Origin of the sequence: Cytobacillus sp., from assembly GCF_032154635.1 — a bacterium.
GTDB lineage: Bacteria > Bacillota > Bacilli > Bacillales > Cytobacillaceae > Cytobacillus.
In genome coordinates this window covers 60,339-82,595 of record NZ_JALDXW010000015.1, presented here as the reverse complement: position 1 = coordinate 82,595, position 22,257 = coordinate 60,339, and the positions used below count along the sequence as shown (strand labels likewise).

Here is a 22,257-nt window from a genome sequence, read left to right as displayed (position 1 = left end):
GAAAGATTACGAATACAAGAATTTTTTAAAATATTCACGTTTTTATAAATTATCCAGTTAATTCGAATAGTCTATTATCTGACTCCAATCCTATTTTTTATCAAAAAAAATCAAGCCATAGAGTAGGTTTAATTGGCTTGATCATTAATTATTTACTTGTTTCATTACTGTTAAAAAAAGGGTAGAATCCAAGGTAAATGTGTCTTTTGCTGCTAGTTTATACTTTTCGTTATACAAGTTTATCATCTCACACCCAACTGCATATCCAATCATATTTGGATATCCATTATGGCCAAAGAGAATTTCATCATGTAACTTTTCATGTTTTTTTACGTCTAAATTCTTTTGTAAAAATTTCTTCCAATACATGATGATTTCTTTTCTAGTATAATAATCACACCATTTTGCACGATAGCTTTCGCCACAATAGGCAGCTACTGCATGTTCAGCAAGTCCTTCCAACACAATTGAATCTAATAAAGTAAAATCCTTTACATGCTTTTTCTGCTTGATTAATCTGCAGGTATGGTGATATTCATGAACAATCAGTGCTTCAATTTCTTTTTCATCTTCTATTGGGGGAATGAAAAGGAACAGCTTATCCGTGAATGCCACACCTGATTTTTCTCGCCTTCCCCTATAAAATATACTTTTACTTCCTGCAGCCGGAAAGATATAGACCCGAACATTCGGCCCGTTCCATTCCCTTCTATATTTCCGAAAAATTCTTTCGACATTTTCCCAGCATTTTAACTCTATTAATTTTTTATAATCCTCATATGTCCGCCGATTCGGTCTATACATACCAAAGCCCAATAAGTAATTATAAATATTAGCCGGTTTCTCTTCTCCAAAACTTTCCATAAACGCTTGGCAAATTTTCACTGGATCATCAAAGTTCTTTTCCAGCCATTTATCCGTTCTAACTACCCCAAAGTTTTCACCTGCCATTTTTCAGAATATCCGCTATTATATAGCTTATGTTATTTTGGGTACCGTGTTTACTAAATTCCCCTTTTTTATGAGAACATGAATTCTCCATAGTTACTGCAAAACACTAAAAAAGGCCAAATCGATGTGATTTGGCCTTTTTAATTATTCATATTTTTTAAAAGCAATTGTTGCGTTATGTCCGCCGAAACCTAAGGAGTTGCTTATAACTGCTTTAATTTCTTTCTTCCTTGATTTGTTCGGCACATAATCTAAGTCACACTCTGGGTCTGGTGTTTCATAGTTAATTGTAGGAGGCAGTATGCCATCCTCCATTGCTTTGATAGCAAAAATAGCTTCAATTCCGCCAGCTGCACCAAGTAGGTGCCCAGTCATCGATTTTGTTGAGCTTACTGCCAACTTATAGGCATGTTCACCAAATACTTCTTTAATCGCCAAAGTTTCGAATTTATCATTATAATCAGTGCTTGTACCATGAGCATTTATATAATCGATCTCTTCGGGTTTTAACCCACCATCTTCAATTGCCATTTTCATCGCTCTTGCTCCACCTTCTCCAGCTGGTGCAGGGGCAGTAATATGATAGGCGTCACCAGTCGCGCCATAGCCGACAATTTCAGCATAAATATGGGCTCCTCGTGCCAATGCATGCTCTAATTCTTCTAGTACGACAATTCCGGCTCCCTCACCGATAACAAACCCATCACGATTTTTATCAAATGGACGGCTTGCCGTCTTTGGATCAGGGTTAGTAGAAAGTGCAGTATTTGCACAGAAGCCTGCTACTGACATTCTTGTAATTGGTGCTTCTGCACCGCCAGTAATCATCGCAACCGCATCCCCCCGCTGAATGACCTTAAAAGCATCACCAATTGAGTTCGTTCCTGTCGCACAAGCAGTTACAGTACAGGAATTAAATCCTTTGGCTCCTAAAGTAATCGATACTTGACCGGTTGCCATATCTGGAATCATCATTGGAACAAAGAACGGACTAACTCTTCTATAGCCACGGTTCAGAAACGTTTCGAATTGGTTTTCAAATGTTTCCATTCCGCCAATGCCAGATCCAATCCATACCCCCACTCGATGTGCATTTTCATCATTGATGGACAAATTCGCGTCTTTAACCGCCATCAAGGAAGCGGCAATCGCATAATGAGTGAAGCGATCCATCTTTCGAGCATCCTTCTTTTCGATGAAATCCTCAATATTGAAATCTTTTACCTCAGCAGCAACCTTAGCAGGATATTCATCCGCGTTAACCCTTGTTAATGGCCCCACTCCAGATACACCTGCCAATATGTTTTTCCAAGTGGTATCTACATCATTCCCAAGTGGTGTCACAGCGCCAATTCCTGTAACAACAACTCTTTTTTTATCCATTTTTTCGAATCTCCTTTACATAAAAAATGTTCTTCTTACAAAAATGTATGAAAAGCTATAAAATTTTATCGTCCCCAGCGAAGTGCAATGGCTCCCCAAGTTAAACCTCCACCAAAGCCAACCATAACAATTAAATCATCATCTTTCACTCTTCCTGCTTCCAATTCTTCTGCTAAAGCAATCGGGATCGAAGCGGATGAAGTATTTCCATATTTATGAACAGTCTTTGACATCTTCTCTTCAGGCAATTCAAGCCGTTGTCTGGATGCCTCCATAATACGAATATTTGCTTGATGAGGGATAAGCAAATCAACGTCTGTTTTGGAAAGACCAGCTTTCTCCAATACTTTCACACTGCTTTCTCCCATTTGCCTTACAGCAAACTTGAAAACCTCACGCCCATTCATAACAATATAATCCTCTTGATATAAATGCTTGCCGCCAGACCCATCTGCTCCTAGATCAAATGACAAAATCCCTCTTCCTTCTGAAACGGAACCAAGAACAACTGCCCCGGCACCATCACCAAATAAGACTGCTGTATTCCTGTCTTCCCAATCGGTAATTTTTGAAAGTTTTTCAACACCTACTACTAAAATATACTTATATGATCCACTTTCAATAAATTGTTTTGCTGTTATCATACCATACATAAAGCCGGCACATGCAGCACTTACATCCATTGCTGCTGCATTTACCGCTCCTAGTCTTTCCTGAAGCATCGTTGCAACAGATGGAAAAGGCCGGTCAGGAGTAACTGTTGCTACGATAATCATTCCAATTTCTTCTGCAGGGATATTTGCATGAGCAATCGCATTTTTTGCAGCCTCATAAGCAAGATCAGATGTATCTGTGTCATCATCCGCAATTCTTCTTTCCTCAATGCCAGTTCTCGTTCTAATCCATTCATCCGATGTATCTACCATTTTTTCAAGGTCTGCATTTGTCAGTATTTTTTCTGGAAGACACCTTCCAATTCCAATAATTCCTGCATTCATCCATCCCACACTCCTTTTTAAACCGTTCACTTTTATTCATCATTTTGTTCCATATATTTTATTATCAATTATTATGACTTGGTACTAATTTTATCAAATTTATACGTCATTAATCAAGATTTAATTTAGTTCTCCTAAAAGTACTAGAGACATCTAACTATACGCTTGCATTAACTAAGCATACACTAATATACACAAATATAATGGAGGTAGAGGGGATATGAGTGATGATAACATGAAGCATTTGGATCCAAAAACAGATCCGCTTACAAGCTTTATGTTCGGAAATAGCAGATACAAAGAAAAACAGGATGATATAAATAATGTTGTTGAGGAGGATGAGTCTCGAGAATTCGATCATGATGGAAAAAGAAAAAGTGAAAGAGATTGGCTTTTTGGAGTTAGAGAGAATGAAATACAGGAAAAGAATCATGATAGTAGTGCTCTAGCTATTCTGAATAGAATTAACTTAGGGGAACTTATTAATAATATTGAGATTCTTATCGATTCTGCCGATCAATTAAAACCCTTATACAAAAAGGCCACTCCAATAATTACTAAACTTCTAAAAAAGTCATAAGCTTTAAGCAAACAGCCTGGCCATCGCCGTATAAACTAAGGAGGTCACTTGCGCTAGACCATTTTCTAATGTAAAAATTATTCCTTCTTATCTAATAAAAAAACCGGCTTCTTTTTTAGAGCCGGTTTCTTATTTATTCCATTTCTTTTTCTTTATACGCGTCTGCTTTTCCCATTTCATATGCTTCATTCATAACCTTTGTAAATAAGCTCATAAATGGCTGAATCATTTCTAATGAAAGTTCGATCCCTGCTTCATCTAATTGCTGCTTTGCTTCTGGTATGTATTTCATTGCTATTTGCATAAATTCTAATGTTTTATCTGTCGATTGCATTGACTGTTCCTCCAATAGTTGTTTGGGACGAGGATCCTGTCCCTGTGTCCCTAAGATTATTCATTAGGCAGTTTTCCTGTTTTTTTATACTTTTCAATTGCTTTGTTAATTAAATTAATATAATCTTTGTCTACATTTGGGCTGAATTTACCTAATGTGATCACGTCATCTTTAAAGTCAAAAGAAAGGTTTCCTGATTTCAGCTTCCCTTCATTGAACCTCTCGGCAACTAATTCATATAGTACATCAACATGCTGAACCGTACTAGTTAATACGGCTGATTCGCCAAGGTCGGACTGATCTGAAATATATCCAATTGCGTAATGTCCTTTTTCTTTCACCTTTTCAATGACCGGGACATTATATCCATCTCCTGCAGGGTATACAACATCTGCATTCTTGGCAAAAATTCTATCTAAGCTTTGAAAAGCTTGCGTGCCATCATCCCAGTTGCCAACATATTCAATAATTACTTTAACATTATCATTTTCATAATTTGCTCCTTCATAGAAGCCTTCAATTTCAGGTTGCCACTCATAGGCCGCAATTATTCCAATTGTATCCGTTTTTGTCATATGCCCGGCAATCATTCCTCCGAAAAATCCCATCGCATAAGCTTCGAAATTTAAGCTTGTTGTGTTAGAATTTTTAGCATCACCATTAAAACTCACAAAATGGATATGCGGATATTTGTCCGAAATGTTGTTAAAGTACTCCGAATACTCATTCCCATGACCAAATATTATATTGACCCCTTTTTGGTCAAACTCTTTAACTGCACGTTCCACAACCATTTGGGAGTTCATGCCTTCTTTATAGTAAACTTCTATATTATGATGGGATTGAATCTTTAGCATTCCTTTATAGCCTTTTGTTCCCCAAACTTGGTCATTAATCGTATCAGGGACTAACAAGCCAGCTTTCTTAAGATTTCCCGTAGTCATTGCTTGTCCACAAGAGGCTAATAAAAGAAGGCATAAAAAGATCATTCCAAAGCGCATTATCATTTTATGCATCTTCCATTACTCCGCCCCTCTGTAATAGCCACATCCATATTTCCCTCTTTCTCTCTATCCTGAAAAATACCCGACTATTTTTATTCTACCCTTAACCGATAAGAATTGAAAAGTGTTTTTTCCATTACTCAGCTAGAATCCGCATTCTAATAGGTCTTTTATAGACTCTTCTTCTATATTCAGTTCTCTAGAAAAATAAAGATAATCATCATCATTAGCCTCCACATTTTGAATCATTCGGCTGAATAGATCATTGGGTGATTCATTATCTTCTATAGGGAGAAGGCAAACTACCTTTGACTGTGTATCCCTTATTTTTTTTTCATTTTGAACATAAAACTGCTGAAGGTATTTACTTATTTCTATAGCTTGGCTAGAATGACGCAGGTAGAAAAAGTCGAAATCAATGATAATTAATGTTTGCTCTTGAATCTCAGCGGAAGGCAGCCATTCCTTCTGAAGTACTTCTTGAAAATTAGCATTTCTGCCTATTTCCATTCGCTTTTGCTCAACAAGTTCCTCGTCCATATCGCTATAATGAATCCCTGTTACCTCATATCCCTCCTCTAATAAGGAGGTACAAAAGTGAAATCCTAAACTTTCGTATATCCCTATTATTACCGCCCTGTCCATTCCCAAGCCTCCCCGTTCTCTTATTGTATCCTATGCTAATAAACTATTAATTATTTCCATTTATCTAAAATAGGCAAGGATTATAATAATCTTTCATTCTTTTTAAAGAAATTAACGATTTGACCGTCAATTGCTCGTCTTTTTTCGGGTAGGATATAGCAGATGGAAAACGGCAGTTCCTTTTCTCTCCAGTTAATAGTAAGACTTTTTAACAGGTTTGCTTGTTTATAGGCACGACGATCAGATAATATTTGAATCACCTTTAAAGGGATTGGATCGTTTTCTAATAAAGCATTTGTGTTTGTCTGCATAATTTTTGCTTCTACTTGCATCATTTCAGCATCAAATGAATCGGAGAGTTCCTTTAATAATTTCTTATAAAAAAATTTATGTTCTTTTTCTAGCTCTAAATGATGGTGAAGAGAAACAATTGGATTAATTAATACGCATGTTCGGATTTGTCTGGGACCCATTTCATTCATTAGTCTAAGAGCGATTAATGCACCCATCCCTTCAGCTAGTATATGAATTTTCCCATTGATAATCTCTGTACGGATTATATGCTCATATAATCTTCTTGCAAGATTCACTGCTTTATCATTTCCCCAGTTCTTTCCGTAAAGATTTGAATAAAAAATGGTGTATCCTTCATCTTTTAATTTCTTTAATAATGCTGACTTCCCTTCATTCTGTGTCCAAAAACTGCTTTCCGCGTCAACAAAGTTTCTTTCATCTCCAATAACAAGGATACCGAAACCACTAGGCTTTTCGGGATAATGAATCATATTCCATTCGGTATCCAGTTGAAAGTTTCGGCTTTCCATTTTAATATCTCCTTTACTTCGATCGTTCCTAATAATGTATGACCCCTCACAAAAAATGATAGGGGGTTTGCCCATGTTTTATAGTCAAATATATTTAAATGAAAATTGTTCCTTAATTTTGCCATTGTTTCGAAGTAATCGGCATATTAACATTTATTAATTAATCAGCTTATGGTAATATGAAAAGGGATTTTAAAATGTAAGAGGTGAATACATTGAGATTCTTTTGGACTTTTTTCTGGACATTTCTTCTTGTGCAAATGATCAACTATGTTGTTAGTTCCATGATCGGTACTGCTTTCGACTTGAAAACAGGCTCCATTCTTGCAGTAGCTGCGACAATTTTAATTTTCATCGTTGCTTCTATTATTCCTGAGGGGCCAAATGAAAAGGAAGCGATTCATTAAAAATTAGTCATCCTGCCAATAGTCAGGATGACTTTTTTATTTACCCAAGCTTCAATGAAATTTCATCATTCTCAATTAAAATTGTAACTTGACTATGATCTAAGATTTCACCTGCAATAATTTTTTTAGCTAATAAGGTTTCCACATTTCGCTGTATAAAACGTTTTAATGGCCTTGCACCATAAACAGGATCAAAACCGTTTTCTGCAATATATTCTTTCGCCTCTTCGTTTATACTAAGCTGAATATGCTGATCTGATAATCTTTCCTGAAGCTCTTTAATTAGTTTGGAAACGATTGCTTTAATTTCTGTCAGTGCCAATGGTTTAAATAATGTAATTTCATCCACCCGATTTAAAAACTCTGGACGGAAATGTCCTCTAAGGGTGCTCATTACTTTATTCCGAGTTTCTTCATTAATAAGGGAATCCATTTTCCCATCAACGCGTTCAAGTAAAAACTGTGAACCAATATTCGAAGTCATAATGATTACTGTATTTTTAAAATCTACAGTCCTGCCTTGAGAATCTGTAATTCTTCCGTCATCAAGCATTTGCAGAAGGATATTAAAGACTTCTGGGTGCGCTTTTTCTATTTCATCAAGCAAAATGACAGAGTATGGCTTTCTTCTTACCGTTTCTGTCAGCTGTCCACCCTCTTCATATCCTACATACCCTGGAGGCGCACCAATTAATCTTGAAACGGCATGCTTTTCCATATACTCAGACATATCGATTCGTATCATTTGTTCTTCACTATCAAACAATGATTGTGCGAGCGCCTTTGCTAGCTCTGTTTTCCCAACACCTGTAGGTCCAAGGAAAATAAATGAACCGATTGGACGATTCGGATCCTTAATTCCTGCTCTAGCACGGAGTACAGCATCAGAAACAAGGGAGACAGCTTCATCCTGTCCGACGACCCTGTCCCGTAAAATGTTTTCAAGCCGAAGCAGTTTTTCCCGTTCCCCTTCAACAAGCTTAGCAACTGGAATCCCTGTCCACCTTGCAACAATACCGGCAATTTCCTCTTCTGTTACCTCTTCTCTTAATAATCTTTCCCCTTCACTGTTATTAACTTCTATCTCTAGCTTTTTCAATTCTTTTTCCAGCTCTGGGATTTTTCCGTGGCGAAGCTCTGCAGCCTTGTTTAGATCATAATTATTTTCAGCATCCTGAAGTTCATGCCGTAATTTTTCGAGCATTTCTCTTTTCTGCTGAACCCGTTGTAGTCCTTCTTTCTCCAGCTCCCATTTGGCTTTCATAGAATGTGCTCTGTCCTTCATTTCGGCTAATTCCTTTTGTAAGGATACTAGCCTTACTTTACTTGCCTCATCCTGTTCTTTTCTTAATGCAGCTTCTTCAATTTCAAGCTGCATGACACGTCGAGTCACCTCATCTAATTCAGAAGGCATAGAATCAATTTCCGTACGGATCATTGCACATGCCTCATCCACTAGATCAATGGCCTTATCTGGAAGGAATCGATCTGAAATATACCTGTCTGATAAGGTGACGGCAGCTACAAGTGCACGATCATGAATATTGACCCCGTGGTGCACCTCATAGCGTTCCTTCAACCCTCTTAAAATTGAAATCGAATCCTCCACATTCGGTTCTTGGACAAGCACCTGCTGAAAGCGCCGTTCGAGTGCTGGATCCTTTTCAATATATTTCCGATGCTCATCAAGGGTTGTCGCTCCAATACAGTGCAGCTCCCCTCTTGCTAGCATCGGCTTCAACATATTGCCTGCATCCATAGCCCCTTCTGTTTTTCCTGCACCGACGATCGTATGGATTTCATCGATAAATAGCAGAATACTGCCTTCACTTTTCTTAATTTCGTTCAAAACTGCCTTTAGTCGTTCTTCAAATTCTCCCCTGAATTTCGCACCAGCAATTAAGGCACTCATATCAAGTGAAAAGATTGTTTTATTTTTTAAGCCTTCAGGTACATCCTTACGTACGATTCTTTGAGCCAAGCCTTCAACGATTGCTGTTTTCCCTACTCCAGGCTCCCCAATTAGAACAGGATTGTTTTTCGTTTTTCTTGATAAAATTCGAATGACATTTCTTATTTCACTATCTCTTCCAATGACCGGATCTAGTTTTCCTGCCTTTACTTCTGCTACAAGGTCTCTACCATATTTCTTTAAAGCATCATAAGTTGCTTCTGGATTTTGGGATGTCACTTTTTGATTCCCCCTTATTTCATTTATCGAATGTTCAAGTTTGTTTCTGTCAGTACCGGCATTTTTTAATACCGTTCCAAACTCCGATTGCCCTGGAGAGGCAGATGCTAAAAGCAGGTGCTCTACCGAAATAAAATCATCTTCTAATTTTTTCATTTCGGACTCTGCATTAGCTAACAGACGCTGCAGATTAGTAGTAATGTATACCTTGCCGTGCTCAATACCGCTGCCTGAAACTTGCGGTTTTTTACTTAGAAGATATTCGAGCTCCTTGATTATTTTTTCAACGGAGACCTCTGCCCTTTTAAGGAATGAAACCATTAGACTATTTTCTTGTTTGAGAAGAGCCAAAAACAGATGAACCTCATCTACTTCTTGATGCTGTTCACGAATAGCCATTGCCTGTGCTGACATGATTCCTTCTTGCATCCGCTCTGTCATACGATTTAAATCCATGATGTCCTCCTTTTGACCTTTTTTGACCTTTGTTTTTATTATAATCCATATATAAAGCCATCCACAAGGGATGGCTCTATTAAAAACCTATTTTCTTGTGAATTCTTTAGCACAGTTAATCTTTTTTCAGACCCTACGGCGCTAAACAAGGCGCTTCCGCTTTTCTTGATTACGGCTTTCTTTGATAAGTCCACACACGGTTGTGATTGGAGTTTTCTGGGAATCTATCTCCTGCTCTTAATTTTAGCATTTGCGGATTATTAACATTGCTTCCAGTCTCTCCAACCTCAATATATACCCCATTATTGGGTGCTTTCTGTCCCGCTTTGAATTGGCGATTTTGTCCCATGACAAATACCTCCTTTGATTTCTAGAATCTGTTATATTATTTCCAATGATGATCTTCTCATAAGCAAATATTTTTTCACTTTCAATTAGTAAATTTTAGTATTTTCCTTTACAGTTGCTATCTCTTTATAGTTAAATGAGGATGGTATAAGACTTTTTTTATTGGAGGATACATAAAAGTGGAAGATTTTTTCGAACTGCTGAAATATTTATTTCTTGGTCTATTTCAAGGCATAACTGAACCAATTCCCATTTCATCAAGCGGCCATTTAGAAATTGCTGAATACTTTTTTGGGTTAAAAATAGAAGGAATGAGCTTTGCCTTATTAGTCAATACGGCTTCTTTATTTGCTGTGTTGCTTATTTATCGAGAAGATATTTTGAAGCTGATTCGAAATGGACTTCGTTTTGTGGCAACTAAGGAGAAAAGTGTAGAAAGTGATTTCCGTTTCATCATTTACCTAATCATTGGTACGATCCCTGCAGGTGTGATTGGCGTATTATTTGAAGATTTCATTGATGAACATTTAGCCAGTATAAAAACTGTAGGTATTACACTTCTTGTTACTGGTCTTGCTTTATGGCTTATCCGTAATTTAAGAGGGAGAAAGAATGATGCTGACCTTTCATATAGAGATGCCATCATCGTTGGTTTTTCTCAGGCCGTTGCTTTAATACCAGGAATCAGCCGTTCGGGTGCAACGATTGTTGCTGCTATGGCTCTTGGAATGAAACAAGAAACTGCCTTGAGGTTTTCATTTCTTTTATATATTCCAGTAAGTGTCGGCGGCATGATATTAGGTTTTAGCGACATCCTTCGTGATGAAAATTTAGCAACCCTTGCATTGCCGTACACAATTGCATTTTTCGCTTCATTAATTGCCTCTTATTTTTCATTAAAGTGGTTTATGAATATTATGGCAAAAGGAAATTTAAAGTATTTCGCAATTTATTGCTTTATTGTAGGTCCGTTAGTCTTCTTTTTGTCTTAATAAAACCTTTAAGGCCCTCTCTTCAGAGAAGGCCTTTTCTTTATAGAATCTCCGAAAGCAAAGCTTTTTGAACATGAAGACGATTTCCTGCTTGCTGAAAAACTGCTGAGTGAGGACCGTCTATTATTGCTGCCGATACTTCTTCACCTCGATGGGCAGGTAAACAGTGAAGAAAAACGAAATCTTCCTTACCATGCTGAACTAGTTCCTCATTCACTTGAAAGTTTGAAAACACTGTTTTCCTCTGTTCATTTTCTTCCTCCTGCCCCATACTCGTCCATACATCTGTGTAAATAGCATCCGCTCCTCTTACGGCTTTATAAGGTTCATTCGTTATCTCTATTTTTGCTCCACTTGTCTCAGCAAATTCCATTGCCATTTTAGTAATAGCTGCATTTGGCTCGTATCCTGCTGGACTGGCTATTGTTATATCCATTCCTACCTTTGCAGAGGCAATCATGAGTGAATGTGCGACATTATTGCCATCCCCTATATAGCATAGCTTCTGCCCTGTAAGTGATCCCTTTTTCTCTTGGATTGTTAATAAATCTGCTAACGCCTGACAGGGATGATAGAGATCGGTCAAACCATTAATGACAGGGATGGTTACATGAAAGCTAAGCTCTTCAATCGTTTGATGGGAAAAGGTACGAATCATGATTGCATCTACATACTGAGAGAGTACCTTCGCCGTATCAGCAATTGTTTCTCCTCTCCCAAGCTGTAGGTCATTGCTGTTCAAATATAACGCATGACCACCAAGCTGCAGCATCCCTGCCTCAAAAGAAACTCTTGTACGTGTGGATGACTTTTCAAAAATCATTCCTAATATTTTTCCCTGTAACGGTTTGGGGTCTTCACCTATATAAGATGCATTTTTCATTTTTTGCGCTTTTGTTACTATCCCTTTAATTTCATCTGATGAGAAATCAGCTAATGTTAAGCAGTGTTTCCCCTTTATGTTAAGTAGCTTTTCGGCTGCTTGCATCGAGATCATTGTATATGCACTTCCTTCAATTTTGAATTTTCCGTCCCTTCCCCGAGCCAATCCTCAATCGATTGGACACTCCAATCTTCAACCATCCATCCTTCTAAAAATGCTTCAAGCGTTTCTTTTTCTGTAAAAGTAAAAACCCTATTTTTCACAGCCTCCTCTCTCAGTTTTTTGTCCTCTATTGAATCGTTTGTGCTGTACAGAGCAACGGCTTTTTTTGTTAATTCCTTTGTTATAACAAGCTCTACTCCTGCTGCATTAGCAAGATCATCCAGTTTCCTATTGATTGTTTGGTCAGAAATGACAATTTGCATTCTATCCTCTTTTTTCAACCAGCCATTTAAAAATGCCTTCTTAACCGCTTCTTCATACGTTGAAGCTATGGCAATTCCTTCTCCAGTCGATTTCATTTCTGGTCCTACTTTTGCATCAAGACCTTTTAATGCATAGTTTGAAAAAACGGGATATTTCACACATATAAATGGATGTTTCTGATAAACAGTGATTTCATCATTCGACAATTGATATTTCCCGAGCAATACTTTTGTCGCTATTTGCACAAGTGGAATACCTGTCACTTTACTTACAATCGGAATGGTTCTGCTTGCACGAGGATTCACCTCCAGAACGAAGACTTCATCCCCATTAATAATAAATTGGATATTCATTAGACCTTTGTATTGGAGTTTTTGAACAATTGCCTTTCCATAAGCAATCATTTTTTTCTGAGCATCATTTGAGAGATTTTTTGGAGGAAGAATGGACATACTATCCCCTGAATGAATGCCTGTTTTTTCAATATGTTCCATGATAGCGGGTACGCAAATATGATTGCCATCGGCTGCTAAATCAAATTCTGCCTCAATCCCTTGATAGAATTTATCTACAAGGATTGGGTAGGGAATATTTTTTTTCTGCAAATAGGCTTTAAACTCCTTCTGGCATCTGATGATCTCCATCCCTTTCCCCCCAATGACAAACGAAGGACGGATTAAAATCGGATAACCCAGTTTTTGAATAGCTGAATACAGCTCATTTTTCGTATAAACAACCTCTCCATCAATATGGGGAATATCCAAATTGTCCAATAGCTGATAAAATAGCTTCCGATCTTCTAGTCGATCAATTGTTCTCGAATCTGTGCCAAGTAATATCAATCCGTATTCTTCTAGTTTCTCTGCAAGATTAAGTGCTGTCTGACCGCCTAATTGAACGATCACTTCCTTTATTCCTTCCGCCTCAATTACATTTAGGATATCCTCAAGAAAAAGCGGTTCAAAATAGAGGCGATCGGCAATCGTAAAATCTGTGCTCACTGTTTCAGGATTGTTATTAATCATAATCGTTTCTATATTTTCTTCCTTTATAGCAAGCACGCCCTGGACAGAGCAATAATCAAACTCGATTCCTTGCCCGATGCGAATTGGTCCGCTGCCAATGATTAATACTTTCCTTTTATTACTTTTCACTCGTTCATTTTCGCCAAAATAGCTGGAATAAAAGTAATTGGATTGCGCTTCGAATTCCGCTGCACAAGTATCTACCATTTTATATACTGGCAGGATACCAAGCATTTTGCGTTTATTACGAATTTCATTTTCCGTGACATCCCATTCTTTCGCTAAAAATTGATCGCTAAATCCCTTTTCCTTAAAATAATGAATTTGTTCTTTTGTTGCAGTATCGAATGAAAGAGCCGTTATCTGTTTCTCTAATTTCACTAGTTCTAAAAAGGAGTGTAAGAAATAATAATCAATTTTTGTTATGTCATGCAAGGTTTCCACGGATATCCCCCGGCGAAGAAGCTCCATTACAATAAAAAACCTTTCATCTGTTTGCTCTTTTAGTGTTTTTTCTAATTGTGCAGTCTCTGCTACTTCAAAGGATGGATCCTTTAAATCAAATCCTTTCCCTTCCAAGGAGTGGACTGCTTTTAAAAGGGCACGTTCAAGGTTCCGATCAATTCCCATCACCTCTCCCGTTGCCTTCATTTGTGTTCCTAGTTTTCGGTCAGCCGCCGGGAATTTATCAAATGCCCATTTGGGAAGCTTCACAATGACATAGTCGAGAGCAGGCTCAAAACTTGCAAAGGTATCTCCTGTTACTGGATTTATCATTTCTGATAATGTATAACCTACTGCCAGCTTTGCAGCCATTCTAGCAATTGGATAGCCAGTAGCTTTAGAGGCAAGGGCGGAAGAACGGCTTACCCTTGGATTCACTTCGATTAAATAATAATTTTTACTATGCGGATCTAAGGCAAATTGAATATTACATCCGCCAATGATGCCAAGAGCAGAAACAATTTTTAATGATGCTGTTCGAAGCATCTGATATTCCTCATCTGTTAGCGTTTGTGAAGGAGCAACAACCATTGAATCACCCGTATGAATGCCAACCGGATCGATATTTTCCATATTGCAAATCGCAATACACGTATTCATCGAATCTCGCATAACCTCATACTCTATTTCCTTATATCCTGCAATACTTTTTTCAATCAAGCATTGGTTGATTGCACTTTCATTCAAACCACCTTTTACTAGTGATTTTAACTCAGGGAGACTATGGGCAATGCCGCCACCTGTTCCCCCAAGCGTATAGGCAGGACGAACAATAATTGGAAATCCAATTGTCTCTGCAAATTGAATGGCTTCCGCTAGTTCATGAACAATCGTACTTTCAGGAACTGGTTCATCTAGTTCTCTCATAAGCTTTCTGAAAGCATCCCTGTCTTCGCCTTTTTTTATCGATTCTATGCTGCTTCCTAAAAGCTTCACTTCAAAATGATCCAAGATTCCTGATTCGCTTAGCTGAAAAGCTAAATTTAGCCCTGTTTGCCCGCCTAAAGTGACAAGGATTCCATCCGGACGTTCCTTTTCGATGATTTTCTCTAAACTATCAACAGTTAATGGCTCAAAGTAAATGCGATCAGCAAAAGCCTTATCTGACATAATTGTTGCTGGATTATTATTAACAAGAATGACTTTATAGCCTTCTTCTTTCAGCGCTGCGCATCCCTGCGTCCCGGCATAATCAAATTCTGCCGCTTGCCCTATCACGATGGGGCCTGATCCAATGACAAGGATTGACTGAATGCTTGTATCTTTAGGCATATGCAATAACGCTCCTATCATCTTTCGCTTTTATCATATTCATGAATTCATCAAAAATATATTGACCATCTGCAGGTCCTGGGTGTGCTTCCGGATGAAATTGCACAGTTTGAATCGGCAACATTTTATGAATAAGTCCTTCAACCGATTGATCATGAAGATTAATAAAACGTATTTCTAATCCGGTTTTTAAAAGACTTTCTTCATCGACAACATAGCTGTGATTCTGAGAGGACATAAACACCTTGCCATATTTCAAATCAGCTACCGGATGATTTGCCCCTCTATGACCAAAGGAAAGCTTTTTTGTGTCTCCCCCTAAAGCTAGAACTGCCAACTGATGACCGAGGCATATTCCTAAAGTTGGATAATGTTCAAGCAGCTTTTTAATATTTGGCAAAATACTAGTTAACGCTTTAGGATCGCCTGGACCATTGGAAAGAACAATTCCATTTGGCTTTAGTTTTTCTATATCTTCAAATGTCGTATGATATGGCACGGTCGTCACTCGACAGTTTCTTTTTAAGAAAGAATGGATGATTGATTTCTTTGAACCGTAATCAACAAGAACAATATGTGGTTCGCCATCTCCATAGTAACCATTTGTACTTGCTGATACCTTCGTAACCGTTTCATCTTTGAACACTTCGAAATCACTCCATATGCTCGATTTGTTCCTAGACATTATTGCTGGCATCGTGCCTTCCTTTCTGATTGTTTTAACAATTGCTCTCGTATCAACATGACCCAATAACGGAATATTCCATTTTTGCAAATAATCTTTAAGGGAATACATAGATTGATAGTGGGAGGGATGATTCGTTGCTTCATAAACGACAACACCTGCCACATGCGGTTTCCTACTCTCGAAATCATGCTCATTTATGCCATAGTTTCCAATGAGAGGATACGTAAAAACAATAATCTGGTCTTTATATGAAGGATCTGTCAATACCTCTTGGTAACCAGTCATTCCAGTAAAAAATACAATTTCCCCTTCAATCTGCTGATTAGGGGCAGCTGTCAACCATTGTCCGGCGAAGCAATGTTTATTTCTCAAGTGTAAATATCCTTCCATTTTTCCACCTCTCATTCATGCATATTTATTTGTTAAAATTAATTTTTATACATTCGCAAGAAAAAATTTCAGCCTATACGGCTGTTTTTGAATGTTTTTTTATTACCGATTGTAAAATGTCTATCGCTTCATCTATTTCAGCTTTGGTTACCGTTAATGGCGGCAAAAGCCTTAGCACATTTGTTCCTGCTGGAAGTGTCAGTAACCCATGATTTCTTAATTCCTTTAATAAAATAGGCAGATCGATCGATGTTTCGAACCCAATCATCAATCCTAATTGTCGACTATCTATTATGTCAGGAATTCCTATCAGTTCCTTACAAATTCGCTCAAATAGGTATTCACTTTTTTTCTCTACTTCTTCTAAAAATTTTGCTTGAAAAATGACCTCCATCGTAGCTGTTGCGGCTGCAATCGCTAAAGGATTGCCCCCAAAAGTTGACCCGTGGCTTCCCGGTCCAAAAAAGTGAGCGAGCTTCTTTTTTCCAATTACAGCTCCAATCGGCATCCCGCTGCCTAACCCTTTTGCAGCAGTGATAATATCAGGTGATAGTTGAAAATGTTGAAAGGCAAAGGGTTTCCCTGTCCGGCCAATCCCTGTTTGAATTTCATCAATAATAAGAAGTGCCCCTTTTTCTTCACAAAGTTGACTAACCACATTTAAAAAGGCATGCTCAGCAAGATGAATGCCACCTTCCCCTTGAACGACCTCAAGCATCACCGCAGCTGTTTTATCATCTACTTCATTTTTTAACGCCTCGATATCATTAAAAGGAAGGTAAACAAACGTTTCAAGCATCGGACCATATCCCGTTTTAATTTTGTCCTGACCAGTTGCAGACATGGTCGCAAAAGTTCGACCGTGAAATGAATTTTCAAAAGTAATGATTTTTTTTCTGCCAGTTGCTTTTCGAGCAAGCTTGATGGCTGCTTCATTCGCCTCTGCACCACTATTAGCAAAAAATACACAGTCCATCTTTGCACTATCTGCTAATCGCATGGCAGCCTGTTCTTGTTCTTCCTGAATGAAAAGATTAGAAACATGCCAGTAACGGTTAAGCTGTCTAGTAATTGCCTCCTGTACAATTGCTGGTCGATGCCCTAAATTGCAAACACCAATTCCTGAAGTAAAATCCAAATATCTTTTGCCATCCTTATCGATGATTACGCTTCCTTCCGCCTGATCAGGCTCTACTTCCCAGCGGGTATAAGTGGGAAATAAATAACTCATCGCAAGATCCCCTCTTTTGCAATAATTTCTGTGCCAATCCATTGTGATTGGTTGAAAAATACCTCTTTTCCAGACACAATTCTCACACTTTTCAGCCCTTTTTCAATTACATCAACAGCTGAACGAACTTTTGGAATCATTCCACCCGTTATCAAGCCGGTATGAATATACGACTCGATTTCTTCCTTACTTAGTTGCGGAACAAGCTTTCCATTAATGATAATTCCTTGCACATCCGTTACAAAAATACAATGCTCAACATGGAGCTTATTTGCAATCGCTGCTGCTGCAAAATCAGCATTAATATTCAGTTTTACTCCACTAGCTGTTGACGCAATAGGGGTAATGACTGGTGTATATTTCTCATTTAGCAGCATGGAAATTACATCTGTTTTTACATTTATAATATCACCGACAAAACCTAGCCTATCTTGATCAATGAAATCAGCTTGCAAGAAACCGCCATCGCTTCCATTTACGCCAAATGCATTAAAACCGTGAGATGTAAGCTTTGCTGCAAGGGTACGATTGGTTTTTCCTGCCAAGACCATTTCGACAATCTCCATCGCTTTGGCTGACGTTTTCCTAAGCCCGTTATTAAACTCATGGGGGATTTGAAAAAGATTAAGAAGTTCATTTATATCAGGACCCCCGCCATGTACAAAGAGAAGATGATACCCTGCGTTCTCCAATTCTTTTAAACTATTAAAAAATGCAGGTGATAATTCATCAATGATACTACCACCGCATTTGATTAAAACTGTTTTCACGCCTATTCCTCCCTAAGTCCGATAGCTTGCATTGATTTTCACGTAGTCATAGGACAAGTCACAACCCCAGGCTTTTCCGCTTCCACTCCCCTGATGAAGATCAACGAAAATTTGAATTTTATCATTTTGCAAATAAATAGCTGCTTCCTCTTCGGAAAATGGTTGTGGTTCACTATTTTTCAACATTGTTATTGGGCCAATTGATATATCAACTGTATCTGGATTTACCTTTGCATCACTTTGCCCAATTGCACCAATGATTCTCCCCCAGTTTGCATCTTCTCCATATATCGCTGTTTTTACAAGATTAGACCCAACAATCTGCTTAGCTGCCATTCTTGCTTCATCCTCATTCATTGCTCCATTCACTTCGACCTCGATTAATTTCGTCGCTCCTTCACCGTCTTTAGCAATTTGCTTAGCCAGGCTTTCACAGCTTTTTGCAAGTAGTTGGACAAAATGATCCCAATCTGCATGCGCAGGAGTTAATGAATCGGTTCCACTTTCCCCATTTGCCATTACAAGCACCATATCGTTCGTCGATGTGTCCCCATCCACCGTAATTTGATTAAAGGTTGTATTTGTTATTTCCTTAAGTGCCATTTGAAGATAATTGCTCTCAATTTGTGCATCTGTCGTGATAAACGCAAGCATTGTTGCCATATTTGGATGAATCATCCCAGAGCCCTTGGCCGCCCCGCCCATAGAAACGGTCTTGCCGTCAATTTCTGTTGAAAAGCAACAGCTTTTCATGACTAAGTCAGTTGTTAGAATGGCTGTTTGAAAATCCGCTGCATGTTCATCTTCTTTACCAGGTTCAAGCAATTGGATGCCCATTTGAATTTTCTCCATTGGCAGAAACTCTCCAATCACACCTGTTGAAGCAACTGCCACATGTTGTGGCTGAAGATTAAACCTCTCTGCTGTCCATTGTCTCATTTGAAAAGCATCACGCATGCCTTGTTCACCTGTACATGCATTCGCACACGCACTGTTCACTATTACAGCTTGAAGCTTTTGTTCTTTTGCAATACTTTCCTGAGTGACCTTAAGCGGTGCTGCTTGGAACTTGCTCATTGTATAGACAGCCGCGCAATTTGCAGGCACGTTACTTATAATCACACCAACATCCTTCTTTGAATATCTTAGGCCTGCGTGTACACCGGAAGTTTGATACCCCTTTGGTGTGATAATACTCCCTCCAGCGACTTCTTTTATCATTGGAGAGTGAGACAAAGTATACATGATTTTTCCTCCTTATGGATACATCGGGACAAAATCAAGCCCCGTTATTTCTTCCAATCCACTCATTATATTCGCATTTTGGACAGCCTGCCCCGCTGCCCCCTTCATCAAATTATCAATGACAGCAATAATTGTCAGCCTTCCAGTCCGGCCGTCTGCATGCAGGCCAATATCACAATAATTAGAACCTGCTACTTCTTTAATTGAGGGGAAAGTATTTTCCGGCCGAATGCGGACAAATGGATGCTGATGGTAAATTTCTTTATATAGCTCTAGCAATTGGCTAGTTTTTTGCTCTTCCTTTAATTGAACATAGGTTGTTGTCATAATCCCTCGTGTGATAGGCAAAAGATGTGTCGTGAAGGTAATTGGCTGAATGTCTCTATTCCATTCAAGGAGCTGTTGTTCAATTTCTGGTGTATGCTGATGTTCATTTACTTTATACACTCTGAAGTTCTCATTCGCTTCAGACAAGCTTGTATTTCTCGAAAGAGATTTTCCTGCACCCGAGACACCTGACTTCGCGTCGATTACGATGCTTGCTGGATCAATCAAATCTGCTTTTACAACGGGTCCTAAACCTAATAGTGATGCAGTCGGATAACAGCCTGGATTGGCAATTAAACTTGAATTTTTTATCGTTTTCCTATTCCATTCGGATAATCCATATACCGCTTGTGATTTCAAACTTTCATGTACTGGCTCATGTTTATACCAAGCTTTATATTCTTTAGCAGGCAATCGTAAATCCCCCGATAGATCGATAACTTTTATGTTCTTGTTAACAAACTTACTTGCTAATTGCCCAGATATGCCTGATGGAGTAGCAAGAAAAACAATATCTGATTGATTGGCTATTTGTTCAGAATCAATCGGCTCCAACTTTTTATCTAATAAATGATAAAGATGCGGATATTCCTCCCAGATTGGTATTTCAGCTTTCGTAGAATGGATGGATTGAATCTTAAATGTAGGATGCTGGTGCAAGATTCGCAGTAATTCAACTCCCCCATATCCGGTCGTTCCAATGATCGAGACTTTCATGATTTCCCCTTCACCCTTTTGTATATTTACTCATTTTATTAAATATTTATAAATTTTATATTTCTCTTATTATAGAAAGTTAAGAATGGAAAATCAACTGTTTTTTCTTGAAGTTTTTAATCTTTACAATATAATAGTAGTATTAACTTATATACAATGGATGCATTACCGAAAGAGGAGGTAATACATGCAATCAAATATTGAAATTTCCGAGAAATTAAATGTGCTACTACAAGCCTCACATCATAACAAAAAGGTTGAAAAGGGATCCTTTCTATACCAAGAGGGAATGACTGCTAATGAACTTTACATCGTTCAAAGCGGTTTAATTCAAATAAGCAAGATTGTACCTGATGGCCGTGAGCTTACATTAAGAATGTGCTCTGAAGGAGATTTAATTGGGGAATTATCACTTTTCTGCCCATCACCTAAATATATGCTAAATGCAAAAGTAGTGGAGAGCGGTGTGGTAGCCATCATTAATAAGGAGGAGCTTGAAGAAAAGCTCAATCAAGATCATTCCCTTGCACTTGAATTAATGAAATGGATAAGCCTCCAATATCGAAAGACACAAACAAAATTTCGGGATCTTGTCCTCCATGGAAAAAAAGGAGCTTTATACTCTACCTTAATCCGGCTAACAAATAGCTATGGAATTGAAACCGAAAAGGGCATGATGATTAATACCCCTTTAACAAACCAAGAGCTTGCAAATTTTTGTGGAACCTCTCGAGAAGTTGTCAATCGAATGTTAAGCGAACTCCGCAAAAATGAAGTACTTTCAATTAAAAAAGGGATGATAACCATTCATGATCTATCCCATTTAAAAAACGCCATTGATTGTGAAAATTGCCCAGTTAATATTTGCAATATAGAATAACAAAAGCTGCATCTCCATATGTTGAGATGCAGCTTCTTTATTGTGATTAAACAACAACAATGATCATAATGATAAAGAAGAAGGCAGAATTTATAATTTCTAGAATGCCTAAATTTTTCATTGTCATTCCTTTGCCATAGAAGACAAATGCTCTAATTAAACTCGGAATGAAGGCAATAGCAATTAACCATTCCCCTAACAAAATCCATATGATAGGAACAGCTAGATGAAATCCCCATGAGAGCCATTTATAAGTTGGATTTTTCTTCTCACGTATCATTGTTTTTACAAAAAAGGTACAACCCGTGAAAAATAAAACGGATGTAAGAAATACAATTATTGATAAAGAATTAATTTCCGCGTCAGGCAAATAGCTGCTCGCTAAACCAGCAATAGCAAATACGCAGATCGCACTAATATCATTTATAAATGCTCGTTCACGATTTTTCGATGAAAAATAAGCATTTAAAATAAAAAATGGAATCATCATTAAACCAAATATAATAATGGATGGCTGAATAAAAAGCGGAATGAACAGCAATAAGATTGCTGGAACAAGGTAGATGATTGTCCACTTCGTGTAATACTGCATTTTTTTCTTTTTGAATAATAATAGCATCGGATATGTAGCTAAATATAAAAATAACCAGCCAATAAAAAACGCAATATGTGCCCACATAAATTTAGAAGCGGCAACCCCGAGCCAAAATGGGATAATTAACATTGCCCAAGCACCATGCTGTTTTGGTAAACAAATCTTCATGATTATCCCCCCTCATAGCATGC

At 38.0% G+C, this 22,257-nt stretch carries 21 protein-coding genes; 4 read left to right on the top strand and 17 right to left on the bottom strand.

Annotation, left to right across the window (positions count from 1 at the left end; genetic code table 11):
• Positions 1-144: 144 nt before the first annotated feature.
• From RUH74_RS12540 to RUH74_RS12530, 3 genes are all read right to left on the bottom strand, one after another.
• Complete coding sequence (locus RUH74_RS12540) at positions 145-951, bottom strand: DUF2268 domain-containing putative Zn-dependent protease (RefSeq protein WP_313800653.1); 807 nt, start codon at positions 949-951, stop codon at positions 145-147.
• 144 nt (positions 952-1,095) lie between these two features.
• The gene (fabF, locus tag RUH74_RS12535; RefSeq protein WP_313800652.1) at positions 1,096-2,334 is read right to left on the bottom strand and encodes a beta-ketoacyl-ACP synthase II; all 1,239 of its coding nucleotides are present in this window, start codon (positions 2,332-2,334) and stop codon (positions 1,096-1,098) included.
• 65 nt (positions 2,335-2,399) lie between these two features.
• Positions 2,400-3,332: a beta-ketoacyl-ACP synthase III gene (locus tag RUH74_RS12530; RefSeq protein WP_313800651.1), complete on the bottom strand. Its 933-nt coding sequence runs from the start codon at positions 3,330-3,332 to the stop codon at positions 2,400-2,402.
• Positions 3,333-3,552: 220 nt separating this feature from the next.
• On the opposite strand from RUH74_RS12530, the gene RUH74_RS12525 reads away from it, so the two are divergent.
• On the top strand, positions 3,553-3,912 hold the full coding sequence (locus tag RUH74_RS12525) for a hypothetical protein (RefSeq protein WP_313800650.1): 360 nt from the start codon (positions 3,553-3,555) through the stop codon (positions 3,910-3,912).
• Positions 3,913-4,045: 133 nt separating this feature from the next.
• On the opposite strand, the gene RUH74_RS12520 is transcribed toward RUH74_RS12525, so the two are convergent.
• The 4 genes from RUH74_RS12520 to RUH74_RS12505 form a co-directional block, all read right to left on the bottom strand.
• Entirely contained in the window at positions 4,046-4,246 is a 201-nt protein-coding gene (locus RUH74_RS12520) for a ComZ family protein (RefSeq protein ID WP_313800649.1), read from the bottom strand.
• A 56-nt stretch (positions 4,247-4,302) separates the two neighbouring features.
• Positions 4,303-5,262 (bottom strand): BMP family ABC transporter substrate-binding protein, encoded by a 960-nt coding sequence (locus RUH74_RS12515; RefSeq protein ID WP_313800648.1) that lies wholly within the window; start codon positions 5,260-5,262, stop codon positions 4,303-4,305.
• A gap of 132 nt (positions 5,263-5,394) precedes the next feature.
• A complete protein-coding gene (locus tag RUH74_RS12510; protein ID WP_313800647.1) occupies positions 5,395-5,895 on the bottom strand; it encodes a hypothetical protein in 501 nt (166 codons plus the stop codon).
• Between the two features lie 80 nt (positions 5,896-5,975).
• Entirely contained in the window at positions 5,976-6,719 is a 744-nt protein-coding gene (locus RUH74_RS12505; RefSeq protein WP_313800646.1) for a lipase family protein, read from the bottom strand.
• Between the two features lie 215 nt (positions 6,720-6,934).
• On the opposite strand from RUH74_RS12505, the gene RUH74_RS12500 reads away from it, so the two are divergent.
• Positions 6,935-7,126: a DUF2929 family protein gene (locus tag RUH74_RS12500; protein ID WP_313800645.1), complete on the top strand. Its 192-nt coding sequence runs from the start codon at positions 6,935-6,937 to the stop codon at positions 7,124-7,126.
• 40 nt (positions 7,127-7,166) lie between these two features.
• Here the strand turns inward: RUH74_RS12500 and clpB are convergent, their stop codons facing one another.
• Both clpB and RUH74_RS12490 read right to left on the bottom strand, forming a co-directional pair.
• Positions 7,167-9,773, bottom strand: a complete 2,607-nt coding sequence (gene clpB, locus RUH74_RS12495; protein WP_313800644.1) for an ATP-dependent chaperone ClpB — start codon at positions 9,771-9,773, stop codon at positions 7,167-7,169.
• A gap of 169 nt (positions 9,774-9,942) precedes the next feature.
• Positions 9,943-10,122, bottom strand: coding sequence for a YjzC family protein (locus RUH74_RS12490; protein WP_057763843.1), 180 nt, complete (start codon positions 10,120-10,122; stop codon positions 9,943-9,945).
• Between the two features lie 178 nt (positions 10,123-10,300).
• On the opposite strand from RUH74_RS12490, the gene RUH74_RS12485 reads away from it, so the two are divergent.
• A complete protein-coding gene (locus RUH74_RS12485) occupies positions 10,301-11,113 on the top strand; it encodes an undecaprenyl-diphosphate phosphatase (RefSeq protein ID WP_313800643.1) in 813 nt (270 codons plus the stop codon).
• Between the two features lie 40 nt (positions 11,114-11,153).
• Here the strand turns inward: RUH74_RS12485 and argF are convergent, their stop codons facing one another.
• From argF to argC, 7 genes are all read right to left on the bottom strand, one after another.
• On the bottom strand, positions 11,154-12,110 hold the full coding sequence (gene argF / locus RUH74_RS12480) for an ornithine carbamoyltransferase (RefSeq protein ID WP_313800642.1): 957 nt from the start codon (positions 12,108-12,110) through the stop codon (positions 11,154-11,156).
• A complete protein-coding gene (locus RUH74_RS12475; protein WP_313800641.1) occupies positions 12,107-15,223 on the bottom strand; it encodes a carbamoyl-phosphate synthase (glutamine-hydrolyzing) large subunit in 3,117 nt (1,038 codons plus the stop codon). The genes argF and RUH74_RS12475 overlap by 4 nt, the downstream gene beginning before the upstream one ends.
• Positions 15,216-16,301, bottom strand: a complete 1,086-nt coding sequence (locus tag RUH74_RS12470; protein ID WP_313800640.1) for a carbamoyl phosphate synthase small subunit — start codon at positions 16,299-16,301, stop codon at positions 15,216-15,218. Before RUH74_RS12470 ends, RUH74_RS12475 begins: the two co-directional genes overlap by 8 nt.
• A gap of 73 nt (positions 16,302-16,374) precedes the next feature.
• Positions 16,375-17,532 carry an acetylornithine transaminase gene (locus tag RUH74_RS12465; RefSeq protein WP_313800639.1) on the bottom strand — a complete coding sequence of 386 codons (1,158 nt, stop codon included), beginning with the start codon at positions 17,530-17,532 and terminating at the stop codon, positions 16,375-16,377.
• Complete coding sequence (gene argB / locus RUH74_RS12460) at positions 17,529-18,302, bottom strand: acetylglutamate kinase (RefSeq protein WP_313800638.1); 774 nt, start codon at positions 18,300-18,302, stop codon at positions 17,529-17,531. Before argB ends, RUH74_RS12465 begins: the two co-directional genes overlap by 4 nt.
• 12 nt (positions 18,303-18,314) lie before the next feature.
• Positions 18,315-19,547: a bifunctional ornithine acetyltransferase/N-acetylglutamate synthase gene (gene argJ, locus RUH74_RS12455; protein ID WP_313800637.1), complete on the bottom strand. Its 1,233-nt coding sequence runs from the start codon at positions 19,545-19,547 to the stop codon at positions 18,315-18,317.
• Positions 19,548-19,559: 12 nt separating this feature from the next.
• Positions 19,560-20,591: an N-acetyl-gamma-glutamyl-phosphate reductase gene (gene argC, locus RUH74_RS12450; protein WP_313800636.1), complete on the bottom strand. Its 1,032-nt coding sequence runs from the start codon at positions 20,589-20,591 to the stop codon at positions 19,560-19,562.
• Between the two features lie 187 nt (positions 20,592-20,778).
• On the opposite strand from argC, the gene RUH74_RS12445 reads away from it, so the two are divergent.
• On the top strand, positions 20,779-21,471 hold the full coding sequence (locus RUH74_RS12445) for a Crp/Fnr family transcriptional regulator (protein ID WP_313800635.1): 693 nt from the start codon (positions 20,779-20,781) through the stop codon (positions 21,469-21,471).
• A 46-nt stretch (positions 21,472-21,517) separates the two neighbouring features.
• Here the strand turns inward: RUH74_RS12445 and RUH74_RS12440 are convergent, their stop codons facing one another.
• Entirely contained in the window at positions 21,518-22,234 is a 717-nt protein-coding gene (locus RUH74_RS12440) for a YwiC-like family protein (protein WP_313800634.1), read from the bottom strand.
• Positions 22,235-22,257: the final 23 nt, after the last annotated feature.

What these genes read in the sequence shown, in the direction of transcription:
- RUH74_RS12540 (WP_313800653.1), bottom strand. Translation starts at nt 951, where the DNA reads ATGGCAGGTGAAAACTTTGGGGTAGTTAGAACGGATAAATGGCTGGAA.
- fabF (WP_313800652.1), bottom strand. Translation starts at nt 2,334, where the DNA reads ATGGATAAAAAAAGAGTTGTTGTTACAGGAATTGGCGCTGTGACACCA.
- RUH74_RS12530 (WP_313800651.1), bottom strand. Translation starts at nt 3,332, where the DNA reads ATGAATGCAGGAATTATTGGAATTGGAAGGTGTCTTCCAGAAAAAATA.
- RUH74_RS12525 (WP_313800650.1), top strand. Translation starts at nt 3,553, where the DNA reads ATGAGTGATGATAACATGAAGCATTTGGATCCAAAAACAGATCCGCTT.
- RUH74_RS12520 (WP_313800649.1), bottom strand. Translation starts at nt 4,246, where the DNA reads ATGCAATCGACAGATAAAACATTAGAATTTATGCAAATAGCAATGAAA.
- RUH74_RS12515 (WP_313800648.1), bottom strand. Translation starts at nt 5,262, where the DNA reads ATGCATAAAATGATAATGCGCTTTGGAATGATCTTTTTATGCCTTCTT.
- RUH74_RS12510 (WP_313800647.1), bottom strand. Translation starts at nt 5,895, where the DNA reads ATGGACAGGGCGGTAATAATAGGGATATACGAAAGTTTAGGATTTCAC.
- RUH74_RS12505 (WP_313800646.1), bottom strand. Translation starts at nt 6,719, where the DNA reads ATGGAAAGCCGAAACTTTCAACTGGATACCGAATGGAATATGATTCAT.
- clpB (WP_313800644.1), bottom strand. Translation starts at nt 9,773, where the DNA reads ATGGATTTAAATCGTATGACAGAGCGGATGCAAGAAGGAATCATGTCA.
- RUH74_RS12490 (WP_057763843.1), bottom strand. Translation starts at nt 10,122, where the DNA reads ATGGGACAAAATCGCCAATTCAAAGCGGGACAGAAAGCACCCAATAAT.
- argF (WP_313800642.1), bottom strand. Translation starts at nt 12,110, where the DNA reads ATGATCTCGATGCAAGCAGCCGAAAAGCTACTTAACATAAAGGGGAAA.
- RUH74_RS12475 (WP_313800641.1), bottom strand. Translation starts at nt 15,223, where the DNA reads ATGCCTAAAGATACAAGCATTCAGTCAATCCTTGTCATTGGATCAGGC.
- RUH74_RS12470 (WP_313800640.1), bottom strand. Translation starts at nt 16,301, where the DNA reads ATGGAAGGATATTTACACTTGAGAAATAAACATTGCTTCGCCGGACAA.
- RUH74_RS12465 (WP_313800639.1), bottom strand. Translation starts at nt 17,532, where the DNA reads ATGAGTTATTTATTTCCCACTTATACCCGCTGGGAAGTAGAGCCTGAT.
- argJ (WP_313800637.1), bottom strand. Translation starts at nt 19,547, where the DNA reads ATGTATACTTTGTCTCACTCTCCAATGATAAAAGAAGTCGCTGGAGGG.
- argC (WP_313800636.1), bottom strand. Translation starts at nt 20,591, where the DNA reads ATGAAAGTCTCGATCATTGGAACGACCGGATATGGGGGAGTTGAATTA.
- RUH74_RS12445 (WP_313800635.1), top strand. Translation starts at nt 20,779, where the DNA reads ATGCAATCAAATATTGAAATTTCCGAGAAATTAAATGTGCTACTACAA.
- RUH74_RS12440 (WP_313800634.1), bottom strand. Translation starts at nt 22,234, where the DNA reads ATGAAGATTTGTTTACCAAAACAGCATGGTGCTTGGGCAATGTTAATT.